General features: G+C 28.8%; 11 protein-coding genes. 1 reads left to right on the top strand and 10 read right to left on the bottom strand.

The annotated features are described in order from the left end of the window. Positions 1-21 precede the first annotated feature (21 nt). From AC23N5_RS23420 to AC23N5_RS23375, 10 genes are all read right to left on the bottom strand, one after another. Entirely contained in the window at positions 22-1515 is a 1494-nt protein-coding gene (locus tag AC23N5_RS23420) for a hypothetical protein (RefSeq protein ID WP_487757479.1), read from the bottom strand. A 1-nt stretch (position 1516) separates the two neighbouring features. Continuing rightward, positions 1517-2539 carry an NAD-dependent epimerase/dehydratase family protein gene (locus tag AC23N5_RS23415; RefSeq protein WP_487757478.1) on the bottom strand — a complete coding sequence of 341 codons (1023 nt, stop codon included), beginning with the start codon at positions 2537-2539 and terminating at the stop codon, positions 1517-1519. Beyond that, complete coding sequence (locus tag AC23N5_RS23410; protein WP_487757477.1) at positions 2532-3758, bottom strand: oligosaccharide flippase family protein; 1227 nt, start codon at positions 3756-3758, stop codon at positions 2532-2534. Before AC23N5_RS23410 ends, AC23N5_RS23415 begins: the two co-directional genes overlap by 8 nt. Further along, positions 3727-4770 (bottom strand): glycosyltransferase, encoded by a 1044-nt coding sequence (locus tag AC23N5_RS23405; protein WP_487757476.1) that lies wholly within the window; start codon positions 4768-4770, stop codon positions 3727-3729. The genes AC23N5_RS23410 and AC23N5_RS23405 overlap by 32 nt, the downstream gene beginning before the upstream one ends. A gap of 73 nt (positions 4771-4843) precedes the next feature. After that, positions 4844-5563 carry a class I SAM-dependent methyltransferase gene (locus AC23N5_RS23400; RefSeq protein ID WP_487757475.1) on the bottom strand — a complete coding sequence of 240 codons (720 nt, stop codon included), beginning with the start codon at positions 5561-5563 and terminating at the stop codon, positions 4844-4846. A 2-nt stretch (positions 5564-5565) separates the two neighbouring features. Continuing rightward, positions 5566-7443 (bottom strand): asparagine synthase (glutamine-hydrolyzing), encoded by a 1878-nt coding sequence (asnB, locus tag AC23N5_RS23395; RefSeq protein ID WP_487757474.1) that lies wholly within the window; start codon positions 7441-7443, stop codon positions 5566-5568. Next, positions 7443-8780, bottom strand: coding sequence for a hypothetical protein (locus AC23N5_RS23390; RefSeq protein ID WP_487757473.1), 1338 nt, complete (start codon positions 8778-8780; stop codon positions 7443-7445). Before AC23N5_RS23390 ends, asnB begins: the two co-directional genes overlap by 1 nt. A gap of 1 nt (position 8781) precedes the next feature. After that, positions 8782-9606 carry an FkbM family methyltransferase gene (locus AC23N5_RS23385; protein ID WP_487757472.1) on the bottom strand — a complete coding sequence of 275 codons (825 nt, stop codon included), beginning with the start codon at positions 9604-9606 and terminating at the stop codon, positions 8782-8784. Positions 9607-9629: 23 nt separating this feature from the next. Then, positions 9630-11084: a capsule assembly Wzi family protein gene (locus tag AC23N5_RS23380; RefSeq protein ID WP_487757471.1), complete on the bottom strand. Its 1455-nt coding sequence runs from the start codon at positions 11082-11084 to the stop codon at positions 9630-9632. A gap of 111 nt (positions 11085-11195) precedes the next feature. Continuing rightward, entirely contained in the window at positions 11196-12491 is a 1296-nt protein-coding gene (locus AC23N5_RS23375) for a hypothetical protein (protein ID WP_487757470.1), read from the bottom strand. Between the two features lie 899 nt (positions 12492-13390). Between AC23N5_RS23375 and AC23N5_RS23370 the strand changes: the two genes are divergently transcribed. Next, positions 13391-14901, top strand: a 1511-nt coding sequence (locus AC23N5_RS23370) for an Ig-like domain-containing protein (protein WP_487757469.1), incomplete at its 3' end; no start/stop codon positions are given.

Below are 14901 nucleotides of genomic sequence, written 5' to 3'. Positions count from 1 at the left end.
TGTAGTTAATGAACAATAGTACTATTTAAGTCTCTCCCAATAATGACCATTATAGATCTCATGATAGCCTAAAGTAATGTTAAATATTTTATAATTTTTTACAGGTATGATCATTGAGTCCCTTTGGAAAGTAGTTAACATTAAGTTGTCAATAAAAAATGGCGCCTTATTAATGGAAATTAACATGCACTCTGCTAGACCTTTAAATTTTATCTTTTTACATATTCCGACACAATTATTATTTACTATATTTAATCCAATTTGCATGTTGTTATTTGAGATAATGTTTATTGAATCTATTTTACCTTTACTTGGGCCGAAAATAACTATAGCTGGAGATGGGATTTTTTTTCCAAAATTATCTACTATTATTTGATTGCAAAAATAGTTGTTAACTTCTGGGCGAAACATAATTCCACAGCCACCTGATTTTTTTGAAATTAGGGTATTAACATTGATATTTTTGCCTGATAACCAAATATCGGGGTAAGAACCATCTTGTGAATTATTATTTCCTAAATAATAGTTTATTTTTATATTATCAGCCATATCAATATAAAGTCCACTACCAATTTGATTTGAACTTAATACTGTATCTACAACTATATTTTTAACATAGTTATTACTAAGCCCTTGAATTTTAAGTCCAGAATTGTAGTTTTTATTGTTTGAAATTTTTAATATAATTTTATGAATAATTACATCACTGCTTCCATGTTGAATTTTTAAACCACTACCTACATTTTCTGCTTTCAATAAGTTAATTTTACAATTGACTAAGTTTCCAATAAACGGAGCGCCTGGATAAATAGGCTCGTTTTCAGGGAAAACATCATAGGCATAAATGTTACCAAATGATGAATTTCTAACTTCTTGACCTTCAGTCGGTAATCCAAATTGCCAACAATTTCCTTTTACATTTTTTGCTATTAAATTATTAAAATAACTATTTGTAATATTTGTAAATGTACTTACTAAGTGAGTAGTATTTGTCACTGTTATATTTTCTAAAAAAAGTTCGTTGACACCATAAAAGAAAATAAATGGTTTTTCATGAAGTAAACAACAACTTCCATCGAGTGTTCCATTAAGAATTTTTATTTTAGCATCTATGCACGTTGATGAATTTTTATTAGAAATAAGTACTGCATCACTTTTACTTCTTATAGTAGCGCCACGCAAATCAAAAGTAACTCCAGAGGGTATTTCTAAACAATATGCCAAATTGGTTACGGAAGAAGTCATAAATTCCTTTAATCCTTGTGAATTAACGAAATAGATGTCATTTTTATGACCAATAACTGTTTTATTCTGAATGTAGCCTTCAATTAATGCTTTTTGGATTGCATTTACATCATTCGCAACACCATTGCCAATTGCACCAAAATCTCGAACATCAATTGTATTTTTAACATTAATGCTATTTATTAAATTATTATGAATATTGGCAGTAACAGAATATGCACTTGAGCTTAGTACCATTAATGAAATGAAAATAAACTTTACCTTAATCATTTTATTTTGTGCGGTAATAATTTAAATACCATTGAGTTAACGCTTGAATACCATTCTCAATATCAGTCATTGGAGTGTAATTTATAGTATTTTTTAATGCTGTGATATCCGCCCAAGTCGATTCTACATCTCCAATTTGCATTGACTCCATTTTTAGAATTGCTTTTTTATTAAGTGAGGTTTCTAATAAATTTATAAATTTTAGTAATGCTACTGGAGTTCCTTTGCCGATGTTAAAAATGTTATATTTATTTATAGAAGGGTTCTCAATGTAAAAAAAACAAATCTTTAAAATCCCATTAACAATGTCGTCAATGTAGGTAAAATCTCTTGACATATTGCCATTATTGAAGACTTTAATAGGTTTATTATTTAAGATAGCATCAGTAAATAAAAACGGTGCCATATCGGGTCTCCCCCAAGGGCCGTAAACAGTGAAAAAGCGTAAACCTGTTATTTGTAAATTATATAAATGAGAATATGAAAAAGCCATTAATTCATTTGATCGCTTTGTTGCAGCATAGAGACTTACAGGTGTATCAACTCTATCATCGGTTGAAAAAGGAAGTTTTGTATTTAATCCATAAACACTAGAACTACTTGCAAAAAGTAAATGATTAATTTGGAACATTCGGCACCCTTCAAGAATATTTAAAAAACCTACGACATTGCTTTGAATATAACTTCTTGGATTTTCTAAACTATACCTTACACCTGCCTGTGCTGCTAAATGAATAACCTGATCAAAAGATTCTTTTTGAAATAATAACATTAAATTTGTAGAATCTTCAATGTCAAGCCGCATAAATGAAAAATTGTCATATAAACTACTTAAAGTTAGCCTGTTGTAATGTATGTCGTAACTGTGAATCCCAAATTCTGAAAGTCTATCGTATTTAAGCGATATTGGGTAATAATCGTTAATATTATCTATACCAATAACAGTATGACCTTTTAAAACTAAGGCTAAAGATACATGAAACCCAATAAAGCCAGCTGCGCCAGTTACTAATATTTTAGACATTTGATTTTGAGATTCTATTATTAGTTATAAATAGAGTAAAAATAACTAGTAATAGAAATGGAAAAGAGATTAGTATTGAAAAATTAAAATTGTTAGTACCATTATATAATACAAAATAGTAAATTAAAATCTGTGCGAATAATTGAAAAAGCCTTGTTGTTATGCCTATAAAACTTATATTTTGAGAAATTAAAAATACTTTAAGGTTTTCAAACATTAATATTGAAAATGAGTATACTAGAAAGCCATTTATAAAATATATATTTATGTTTTTAAGATAATTTTCAAGATTTTTTAAAAAAAAACTAGTAGTAATTAGTATTATAAATAATAAAAACATGCTCAAAAATGTGAAATACTTTATGTTTTTAAAAATTACAGTGATATTTTGCTTATTTTTGCAATAAAAACCATACAATACAGTTTGAATGGGGAACAGTAAAAAACCTAATATTCCATCAATGATATTTTTAACTAAAAAATACTGGCCAACAAACTCCAAACCCCAAAGTGTTTTTATTATTATTACATCAATTTTACTTGTAATCCTTTCTAATATATTTAAAGTATATATTTTATAAATAAATTTAAATATATACTTTATCTCTTGTTTATCAAATGACAACTTTAGATGTGTTTTTTTTCTTTCGTAGTAAAAAATGAATAATGCTATATTGGCTGAAAAGTCACGATATACAAATATAAAATAATTTTTTGTCACAAATGTTAAAATAAAGCCGATAGCTATACCTAGTAATTTTGAGTAAGAACGATAAATAGATATTTTTTTATAATTTAAATTCGCTTCATCGTTTGCATAAAGTATTGTTGTTAAATTTTCAAAGCATTTTCCTACTGTTAAAAGTAAAGTGGAAAATATAGTAAACTTATCAAAATCTAAAAAAAATAATATACAAAAAAATGATATAATAAAAATAATAAATGATTGAAAAAAAAACAAAATGATTATATTATCACGCGCAATATTATTATTTGGATTAATTATTAAGTATTGATTAAGACCAAGATTTATAAAAGCCCACGCGATTTCTAAAGTTGAACTTATAATTGCATATTTACTTATTTCTTGTAGATTTAAAATATTGTTAAAGTAAAGAATTGACAAAAAACTAATTATACCTATTGTAATATTTGAAAAAAATGTCCAAGAAACATTTTTAAATAAACTACTTCTTGAGATTTTTTTTAAAATAATCATTCAATTGAGATAAATTATAGTTTTTAACATAGTCATATCTGAAGTTATCATAAACAAATATTTTACCATCAGCTCCCATCTTTTTTATAATTTCTGGATTTTCATAGGCAAATATTAACTTGTTTATTAAATCATTTATGTCATCGACTTGAAATACTAAACCTAATGTCTGATTTTTTGATATTTCATTAATTCCAGTTTTACAGTTAGATGATATAAACGCTTTACCAAGAGATAAAGCTTCTATTAATACATTTGGAAATCCTTCATGCCGTGACGCGGAGACAACAATATCACAAAATTTGTAAAATGGATATGGATTAGAGCCACTTAGCCAAATTATCCTATCGCTTATTTCAAGTTTGTCTGATAAAGATTTAAGGTTGTCTAATTCATCTCCACTGCCATAAATAATTAACTCCCATTCAAATGTTAATTTTGAAACAGCTTTCAATAAAGTATCCACACCTTTTTGATAAGTAAGTCTTCCGACAAACAATAATTTATATGATTTTTCTGACTTATATAAATTATTGTAAAACTCAACTTCAGAAAGTGTTTTTATACTTTCAAAGTCAACAGAATTAGGCATGTAAATGTACTGAGGGCTTATTCCACTATATTTGATTGTATCATTAATATTCTCAACAGAATTAGAATATATTAAATTTGCTTTTTTTAAACGATATTTTATTAAAATATACAATAAAAGTTTTGTTAAGAATTTATAGTTATATAGCTTGTACGAATTTATTGAATCTCTTAATGAAACCCAAATTTCGGTTTTATACAAAATTGATTTAACAAACAATAATGGGATTGCGCTTATAATTGACCAAGCACAAATTGCATCGGGTCTTATTTTGTAACTAAGTTTAATAATTTTATACCATAGTATTAAATCACTTGTTCTTAATGCTTCGAATGTATGAAATGTTACATTGGAAGGAGCATACCATTTGAAAGTACCACTAAATACAAATATATGTATTTCGTAATCTTTTTCAATCATACTAATATAACTACGGAATGATTTTTCCGAGCCACCTATTTCGCTGATTGAAGGTATAAGAAATAATATTTTTTTATTTTTTTTCACAAACAAAGCAATATCCTAAATGCCAATTATATATGCAATTAATTCCCTTCAGGTTGTTTCCAACTTCACTTGGATTAGAACCTTTACTGTTTTTTAAAAAAATGAATAAAAGTTTAAAAAAAAGCTCGAATAATTTATGGAATAAAGTTTGTACATATTTTAATAAAAATCCTATATATTTTATTCTTGTTAGTGATTCTAAGATGTAATCAATAAGAAATAGGTTTAGTGTAAAAATTAATGATATAATGTTTCCTCTTCTTACAATTTTTTTTATTTTTAAGTTATTTGAGTCAAATAATTGTTTAGCTCCAAATTCAGTAAATCTATACATATCAACAGGTACTTCATGTAATTGATAATTGAATGGGAATGTTATAATTAATTCACCACCTTTTTTTAAACATCTACTTATTTCCTGTATTGATTTTTCAGGATTTTTAAGATGTTCTAATACTTCAGAGAAAAGTATAACATCAAATTTATTGTCTTCAAAAGGTAAATTGTGAGCATCCGCAAATATTATATCTATAGAACCATGCCTGTTTTCATAATCAGCTAAAAAAATCTTTTCAAATTTAGGTTCGTAAAATTTTTTATATGGCAACAATCCGCACCCTAAATCTAAAATGCTTTCTTTAAATTCAGATTTTGTAAAATATTTTTTTATAAAATCTGTGATGTAAAAATCATTTAAATTTTTCATTTTTATAAATTATTTATCGCCCATTTGTTAAATGAATATATGGGCCATAGTACTTCCCAAGATATTTTGTTGTTTTCAAATAATGTAAATAAACGTTCGACATATTTTAAATTCCATATTTCTTCAAAACTTTTGTCTAGAATAACATCTTTTAATTCTGTATCTTCCTTTAGCCAGCTGTATAGTGGAAATCCAAACCCTTTCTTAGGTTGGTTAATAACTTCAGTTGGCAATCGATTATTTAAACTATTGATTAACAATGTCTTTTTTTCTAATTTATTATAACGAATACTTGTGGGTAAAGCCATTACAAACTCCCATAAATTGTGTTCAAGAAATGGAGCCCTTACTTCAATAGAACTACTCATAGAAAAATTGTCTATGTCTCTTAACAAGAGATCTCTCATATAGATTCCACTTTCGAAAACAGAGGTTTTTTGTAATTGGTTACTAAAACTACTATTATTGAATCTAAGACTATTTTTACTTGATTTAGATAAATTAGAAAAATTTTCTTTTATCAATTTATTAGCATTCAATATTGGAATAACTCTCCTTAGCGAATTATATGCTTCTAAACCATCATCTTCTTTACCCATAAATAAATGAATTAATTTAGAAATTTTTAAATTAGTGTCACCATAGTTTCTAATGAGGTATTTCAATACAATATCTGGAAGAAAATATTTTGCATATTTTCTAACTGCTTCTCTATTAGAAAGGTGGTGAAAACTTCTGTAACCACAAAATAACTCATCTCCTCCAACGCCAGATAACCAAACTTTTATATTTTGTTCTTTTGCAAAAATTGATAAAAAGAATGTATTAAATCCATCCACGGTAGGTTGATCCATATATTTAAAAAAAGATTCAATATTTTTAATAAAAAAATCTTTTTCAAGTATATATCTTTTTAATTCAACATTAAATTTTTTAGCTGTTATACTTGCTATTTTATATTCAGATAAATTTATATCATTGAAGTCAATCGTAATTGCCTTCTTAGGGCCTGAGTAAGCATTTGATGCGAGAGCTACAATTGAGGCTGAATCGATTCCTCCACTTAAGAAATAACCTACTTCAACATCGCTTACTAATCTTGTTTTTATAGCATAATTTAAATACTCATTAGTTAAATTCCAAATTTCGTTTGGATTCGATTTATTGTTGAAAATATTGGTATATTTTTGTGTTTCAGTCATTAAGTCCCAATAACAACGATTTTCAATAATTTGATTATTTTTTATGATAATGTAATGAGATGCCTCAACCTGCTGGATATTATTAAATATCGTTTTTGGAGCTGCAATACATCCATTTAATGTATAAGCTAATAATGATTCTGGATTTATTCCATTTTTGACAGTTTTTGGTAAAATTTTTAACGACTTTAATTCAGAAGAAAATGCGAAATATTCTTCATCGTTAGTCCAATATAGAGGTTTTTCTCCAAATCTATCCCTTACTAAAATTAGATTTCTTGTTTCTAAATTGACAATTGCAAACGCAAACATTCCATTTAATAAGGATATACATTTTACTCCAAATTTTATATATAAGTATAATAAAACAGAAGTATCACTATTTTTATTGACATATTTATTGTCACTTAGATAGTCGTTGTATAGACTTTTGTAGTTATAAATTTCCCCATTAAATACAATTACCCATTTTTTTGTTTCATCAAAAATTGGCTGATTTGATGAAACGTTATTGTCAATTATTGTTAACCTTTTATGCCCTAAATAAATCCCCTTATTATGGTATATACCAGTATAATCAGGGCCCCTATGCTGTAATAAATTAATTGATTTATTTAAAAAATCAATGTAATTTGTGCCTGTTTTTTTATTTGAAATTATGCCGCTAAACCCACACATTACTTTTGAATTATTTTACAAATTAGATAATAAAATGGTAATAGTTTGTAAATGCTCGTAATTAAACCTGTAAATTCGATACCAATGTTGAAATAAAATTTTAAAATTGAAACATATATAAATATAAAAGTATATGTGTTTTTATTACAGCTCATTTGATGGTAAAGCACATTCATAATCATCAGAAATAACAATAAAGGTAGCCAACCTATCCATCCAAGATTTAAAAAACCTTCGCCCAGAATTGTAGCCGCTACAGATGTTTGATTATCATCATCCGTTAATAAATCTGCTAATTTTCCAAATTCATTTCCATATGATATTTCTGGTTTATTTTTCCATAGAAATCTTGGTATAATGTTAAAAAATAACCCTTCGTAAGATTTTCCTAGCCATAGTCCATCATTTTTTGTTATCCTTATAGCTGCGGCAATTTCTTGTTTTAAGTAAAGCCTTGTAAAAGCACCTCCGCCTTTTTCATTATCATTTGGAGCTTCTTTATATAAATCTAGTCCTGCTTCAGAACTGCTCTTTAATTCTTCTACAATTTCTTTAAATGTCAAATTACTTAAAGATAAAATTGCAACTCCTTGTGCATCTCTAAAATAACGTGTAACTGGAAATAATAATACTATAAAAGAAATGGAAATGACTGTTTTCTTTAAACTAATAAGCTTTTTATCTATAATAAATATTAAAATAAATGGGAAAATAACTGTACTTATCAGTTCTTCTTTTCTTCCAGTAGGTAACCAATATACTATTTCTGAAAAAAAAATAATTAAACTTATATTTCTCCACTTCTTTATTTTTGATTTGATATATATTATAATAGAAATCAGTAGACACGTTAAAGGAAGTTTTTCAAATGTAAATATAAATGCATAACCAGCATTATCTATGTTTTCTTGTTTACCTGACCTAGTTATCTGAAAATATGAATTATTATCAATAATATAAATACGTGATAAATATCCAATTGTAAATAATAAACATATTAATATTAAACTCTTTTTTTTACTCCATTCTAACTTTTTATTAGTGATTTGTAATTTCTTGCCACTTCTCTTTAATAACAAATTGAGACAATTAATTAACAAGAATGCCATGAAATAATAAATACTTGCTTCCTTAGAATATTGTAAATTTAAAGGTGAAAAAACATTTTTTAATGAGTAATTTAAAAATAGATCTGGTAAAGCATAATGTATTATGAAAAGAAAATTTAGTATAACTATAGGTGAATATAATTCACCAGCTTTGTAATTATATATAATAATTAAAGTTGATATTATTATTGTTAATAATGATATTGTAAACTCTAGTAGGTATTCCATGTTAAATCCACTCTAAATTTTGGGCGTAAATAAAGCACCCTTTTTCGATTTCTACTACATCATTAAATGAATCATCTTTAAGAATAAAGTGGAAATTATTTTTCTTTAATTTTTTGACAATTGTACTGTTTTTTCCATTTTCTGGGTGTAATTCCATAGATATATTTTTTATTTTACCGAAAATTGAATCTTCAGTTTTATTGAATAAATCATACTCGCTTCCTTCTATATCAATTTTCAAAAAATCAATAACTTTTATATCATTTAAAAACATTAGTTCACTTAAACTTATTTTAGGCATTTTTGTTGAATTTTCTTTTTTATTTATGCCACCGATAAATTTGTTTACTATAGTAATGTTTTTGAAATTATTTTTATTCATGTTAGAAATGAACTGCTCATTATATTTGTCATCGGCCTCTACTGACACTATTTTGTCAGCAAACGATGAGCACATAATACTAAAAATTCCTCTATTTGAACCTAAATCTATGACTGTTTTTATGTTATTGAAATCTAAGTTATTGTGAAATTTGAAATAACAATTCCTAATTAATAATTCTCTTATTAAACCAAAACTATATGAATCTTCTTTTATTTTTATATCTAATTCTTTTATATCAATTTTTACGTGTTTATTGTTAAAAAGAAGTTTAAATTTCGCTTCGGATAGGTATCTTGTCATCGCTCTATCAACACTGATTAAATTTTTGTTTCTCAGGATATATTTTGCATTTTTTATCACGCAGAATATATATAAAATATAAAGTTTTAGACCTAAAACTTTATAAGCATTTAACCCGAGATTTGAAAATATTTTTTTCATTTTATTCTTTCTTGAATTATTAGCTACTTAAATGTTTTTCTAAATTTTATTAGTAAACCTATCTTGTCATTTAACCACTCTCCTTTATCTATTGAACTAGTGACTTGAATCGATGCTCTTGCCTTTAGGAACTCTTTCTTTAAATCTATATTTCCTGAAAATTGATTTACAGGATTTATAAATAAGCCATTGTCGTTATATTTATAATAATTACTAAATGTTGCCCTGAATTTTATTTCAATAGAATGATTATATTTTATAATTGCTGAAATATTATTAGAATTTATATAATTCCCATTAATTTGCTGATAGTCTTTGTTTGAATAAAGACCTCTGTTATTAAACCATTTTGTTTTTGTGTCCGTTCTTAGGGTTAGTAAGGGCGTCCCAATAACGTTATCTCTATAAGACCATCCATCCATGTATTGAGAGTTATTAAAATAGTCATTTATCATGTATCCATATTTATCATTGTATTGTATTCCTTGATTTAACAATGTTATTTTTTCTAATGTAATTTGTTTTAGTCTAAATTTTTTAGATTTTCTTTTATTTAGCCACTTTATGCCATATACACCATCAGGAAAATTATTCCAAAGACCTGGAGCATTTTCAACTGGATGTTGTACATAAATTAACCAATAATCCTTTTTTTTTTGAATATTTACTGCTAAATCAATTGATCCAATGTGATTACCTAAACGATTTTCTGTGTCAAATTGGCTTAGATTACCTCCTTGTGGCATATTTTTTGCTGTTACTATATATAAAAAATCTTTAAATGATTTTGGCAATGCACCATCAGGTGCTGTTCTGTTAAGCCCTATTAAAATAGGTGCGTATCCACCCCATTGGGCAAAATGCGAGATACCTGAATAAAAATTAATTGCTTTATTATTTCTGCCAATTTTTACAAAAAAAGTTTTTTGATGCAAATAGTAACCATAGGCGAAACTTTCCTTACCAAACCATCCATGTGCAAGTGTAGCTTGGATTGAAATTATATCTTTGTATATTGATTTAAACCCGTTAGTACTTATTTGTATTTTAGGGATTGGTATTGAATTTCCTGACCATATATATGACCCAGCACTCATTGTTGTATCGTATAATCCATAGACCTCTTTTTTTCTCCCAGCAAATATTTCAATTGTTCTGTTTTTATATGATGTATTTATAACTGGCACAATTAGTGACACACCTTTTTGAAATTTTGTGAATATTTCGAATTCACTACTCCATACTCGTTGTTTTCTTTTACTTGATATTTGTATTAGGTTCTTTGAATTTATGTAACCAAAATTTGAATTCAATGGTATTGTACCATATTGTAAACTTCTGGCCCAAAATGGCATTTGATTATTACTTGAAATTCCAGTCCCTAGTTCAAGTTCAAATGATGATTTTATAACTGAAGATGTATCTTTGATATTTTTCGAATACACACCTTTTATTACTATCATCAGTAATATTAGCATCAATTTTACGTTTTTTGTCCTGATATATTTCACATTGATTTATATGATTAAAATCACTACTTTATTGGTTTACCCATAGATTGCTCACTAGATTATCTGCTTTCGCATTAGCTACAGTCTTAACGCGTCTGAATAGGGTTTTGTGTCTATTTTTAGCATTTGGGCAATTTTTACTGCATTGTTAAAGCTCTTTTTAGCATCGTCTTTCCTATTTAATCGAAGAAATGTTTTGCCTTGCTCTAGATATACGTCGGCTACTTCTTTTTTATCTTTTTTTGGTGCTAATTTTAATGCTTCTTCTACCCAAATCAATTGGGATTTTGTGTAACTATTATCAGTTGCCTTCTCATTAAAATATTTTATAAGATAGGCATAGTCTTGAATTGTAAGTTTTTGTGTTTTTCTATATTCATTTAGTCGTTCAGTAGCTTTTAATGTGTTTTTGGATTTAAAATAGGCTTCAATTTCTTTTAAAACGGTACGAGCATCTGCTAGTTGTGCAGGTACCCCTAACTTGATTAGTGATTGCCGTATATTTTTAATTTCTTGTATTGGTATTTCTTTATTACTGCCATATAACGTGGTGTATATTATATTTTCACCAGCATCTTTAACATCCTTTGATGAATATTTTAACTTGTACTTTTCTAGGTTTTTGAAGAAATATTTAGCGATTGGGTTCTCGTAGTCATCAATCAATCTCTGAATTAAATAAAACCCAGTTTCCCCTTCTAAATCTACAGGCTTTGTGACAATTTTTGCAATTTCTATATTTAATTGATGAAGCATTTCACTGTTTTTTGTTGCCTTAGTGAACTTTGCATAGTTAACCAAGAATAAAAAATCTCTTTCTCCTTTTGCAAATCGGCTTGGGTAACTAATCGTTCTTAAATTCGGATTTAGTGCTTCTGTGCCGTGTTTTATCACCTCTTCAATTGCTATATTCTTATTCTTTTGTTCTGCTGGTGATGCCTGATGTATGGTAGTACCTGTTATTTGATCAAAAAAGAAGAACATAGGAAACTCTACATAAGCTAACCCTTTTTGTTGCTGTAAAAATTTTGAATCTTCTGAATTTGCTTCTATTTTTATACTTACAAAGTTTGTATTATAAAAATCACCTACTCTTTTTTCTTGTAGTATTGGAGCAAGTGCAGCGCAGTGGGGACAACCATTTAAATAAACTTCAACAAAGAGTATTTTATTAGCTTTCTTTGCGGCCTCTGAAGCTTGTTGGAATGTAGTGTTGTGGAAGTTAATCCCCTGGGCAAATATACTAGTGTTGCCAACCACTATCATATTTATTAAAATTATATATATTTGAATTTTTGACAATAAACCCTTTAATTGGCGGTATTTGTCAGAATCTTGGCTCATTTTGTTTTTTAGAATTGTGATAGTGTTCATACACTTTGTTCAAAAATTTACATTTCAATAGTAATTCTTGTGCTTTTTACTAACTCTCCATTGAAAATTCAGCAAGAACTTTGTAGTTTAACTGAGTCTTTGTTGGGTATGAATTTGCTTTTTTTAATTTGTGATGCAAAGATATGAAGAAAATGACAATATCATTATCCACACATCAAAGTAATTTAAATGCACTTACCATAACAATGAAACTAGTTATACATGCACGAGTTACTTAAAATAGTACACTGAAATTAGTATCAATTCGCCATAAATCATTAATATACAGATATATATATGTTTTGACTTTACAAAAAAACTTTCAATATAAAATATTATAAATATAGACAAGATAGAAGATATATGAGTTTTTTTGATTTGATCTATAACTAGTTCAATCTAGAAAAGATGTTTAATAATTGTTGCTTCTTATTAGTTCAATTACAATCTTTCATGTTATGTGTGTGTATATATATAATTGTTATATATATATGTATGTTATATTTGTTTCTCTACCCTAAAGTGCTCCGTTTGTGAAAATTTCAATCAATACGGCACTATCATTAAAAAAAACTTAAAAATACCCGATTCTATTTTTTTGTATTGTTGAGACTTATTGTATTTTTGTGAGTCATAAATTGTGTGTGGTTTGCTACAATGGCTAATTTCAGTCATATTCAATTATCAAAGCCATCACTAAAACTAAGCTATGTTTTACCTTTTTAAACTTACATCACCCAGAAACAAAGGAAGACCCTAACTGACCCTTATGTGCAGTCGGCTCTTGGGAGTGGGAGTACTCGGTAAGGCCATTTAGAAAAACAGTAACTGTGCCGCCTTAAAAATGTGGCCATTTGCTAAAATTTTCCGAACAAGTATGTTAAACTAAATTAATTCAAATGAAACCAATCAAATTTTTACTTTCGCTTTGCGCAGTACTAATGGTTGCATTGGCAAGTTGGGCACAGGGGGTTACCACAATTTCTGCCCCTACTTTTACAGTAGCGCCATCTAGTCCGCTTTGTGTCGGATCAACTTTTACAACGCAAACCCCTACTGTCGTTGAGTCAGGTTGTAGTGCAAACGCGCTTATTTTGGAAATCCTCGACCAAGCTACTAACTTGCCTATTAGTACTTTTGGGCCATATGCAGCAGCAGTTGGTACGCCCGCAAATGCTGGCGGCCAAAATATCACTATCCCAGTGGCAGCTGCTGGTAAAACAGTGTATTTCCGTTATAAAGTAGATGCTACTGGTGCTTGTGCAGCAACAGGTACAGTAGGTTCAACATTTACTGTAGCTTCAGTAGTAGATCCTGGTACTATTACATTTGTTAAGAGTACATTGTGCCAAGGCGAGCCATTGCAGCAAGCGTCAACAACATGTGCAGGAACAGTTAAATTATATACTACCCCCACAGGTAATACAACAACTGTATTACCTGGTGCAACACCTGATGCTGGTACCTTTACATTATATGTAGCATGTGTTGCTGCTAGTGGTTGTGAGAGTACACGTACCCCAGTAAGTTATACTGTAAACGCAGCTCCTGGCGATCCATCAGGGACTACATTGACATCGGCTTCAGGTTGTGTTGGTACTTTGCCAACGTTGTCAGGAAACCCATGTGGATCAAACACGGCGATTATGTATAATACCTCAGGTGCCATTTTTGGTGACGCTGATGTAGCGACAGCAGGAGCAAAGACTGTAGTAGTTAAGTGTCAGAGTGCAGCAGGCTGTATTTCAGCTAATGCTCAGAATGCAATTTACACTGTAAATGCTTTCCCAACATTGACTGATGCAATTGTTACGACGAATGTTCCAACAGGAGGTTCTACTATTTGTAAGTCATTGATTACAGCAAGTACAACACTTAATTTTGGTGGTACATGTTCAGGAACGATTAAAGTTTATGCAGCAGCGACAGGTGGAACAGCATTGGCATTCCCTATATCTGCACCAGCATCAACTACGGATTATTACTTGACATGTGAAAGTGCAGGATGTGAATCGACGACGCGTTCGAAGGTAACATTGACAGTAACAGAAGTTGCTGCGGGAACGATTACATTTGTTAAGAGTACATTGTGCCAAGGCGAGCCATTGCAGCAAGCGTCAACAACTTGTGCAGGAACAGTTAAACTATATACTGATGCTACAGGAAGCACGACGACAGTATTACCAGGGACGACACCAAATGCTGGTACCTTTACATTATATGTAGCGTGTGTAGATGCTGGTGGCTGTGAGAGTACACGTACTCCAGTAAGTTATACTGTTAATGCGTTGCCAGGCGATCCAGCAGGGACGACATTAACATCGGCATCGGGCTGTGTTGGTACTTTGCCAACGTTGTCAGGAAACCCATGTGGATCAAACACGGCGATTATGTATAATACCTCAGGTGC

It is taken from the genome of Runella sp. R5_40 (genome assembly GCF_057652295.1).
This window is presented reverse-complemented; position numbering and strand designations above follow the sequence as displayed.

Bases quoted from the DNA above. Each gene is read 5' to 3' on its own strand.
- AC23N5_RS23420 (WP_487757479.1), bottom strand. From the start codon at position 1,515: ATGATTAAGGTAAAGTTTATTTTCATTTCATTAATGGTACTAAGCTCA.
- AC23N5_RS23415 (WP_487757478.1), bottom strand. From the start codon at position 2,539: ATGTCTAAAATATTAGTAACTGGCGCAGCTGGCTTTATTGGGTTTCAT.
- AC23N5_RS23410 (WP_487757477.1), bottom strand. From the start codon at position 3,758: ATGATTATTTTAAAAAAAATCTCAAGAAGTAGTTTATTTAAAAATGTT.
- AC23N5_RS23405 (WP_487757476.1), bottom strand. From the start codon at position 4,770: ATGATTGAAAAAGATTACGAAATACATATATTTGTATTTAGTGGTACT.
- AC23N5_RS23400 (WP_487757475.1), bottom strand. From the start codon at position 5,563: ATGAAAAATTTAAATGATTTTTACATCACAGATTTTATAAAAAAATAT.
- asnB (WP_487757474.1), bottom strand. From the start codon at position 7,443: ATGTGTGGGTTTAGCGGCATAATTTCAAATAAAAAAACAGGCACAAAT.
- AC23N5_RS23390 (WP_487757473.1), bottom strand. From the start codon at position 8,780: ATGGAATACCTACTAGAGTTTACAATATCATTATTAACAATAATAATA.
- AC23N5_RS23385 (WP_487757472.1), bottom strand. From the start codon at position 9,606: ATGAAAAAAATATTTTCAAATCTCGGGTTAAATGCTTATAAAGTTTTA.
- AC23N5_RS23380 (WP_487757471.1), bottom strand. From the start codon at position 11,084: ATGCTAATATTACTGATGATAGTAATAAAAGGTGTGTATTCGAAAAAT.
- AC23N5_RS23375 (WP_487757470.1), bottom strand. From the start codon at position 12,491: ATGAACACTATCACAATTCTAAAAAACAAAATGAGCCAAGATTCTGAC.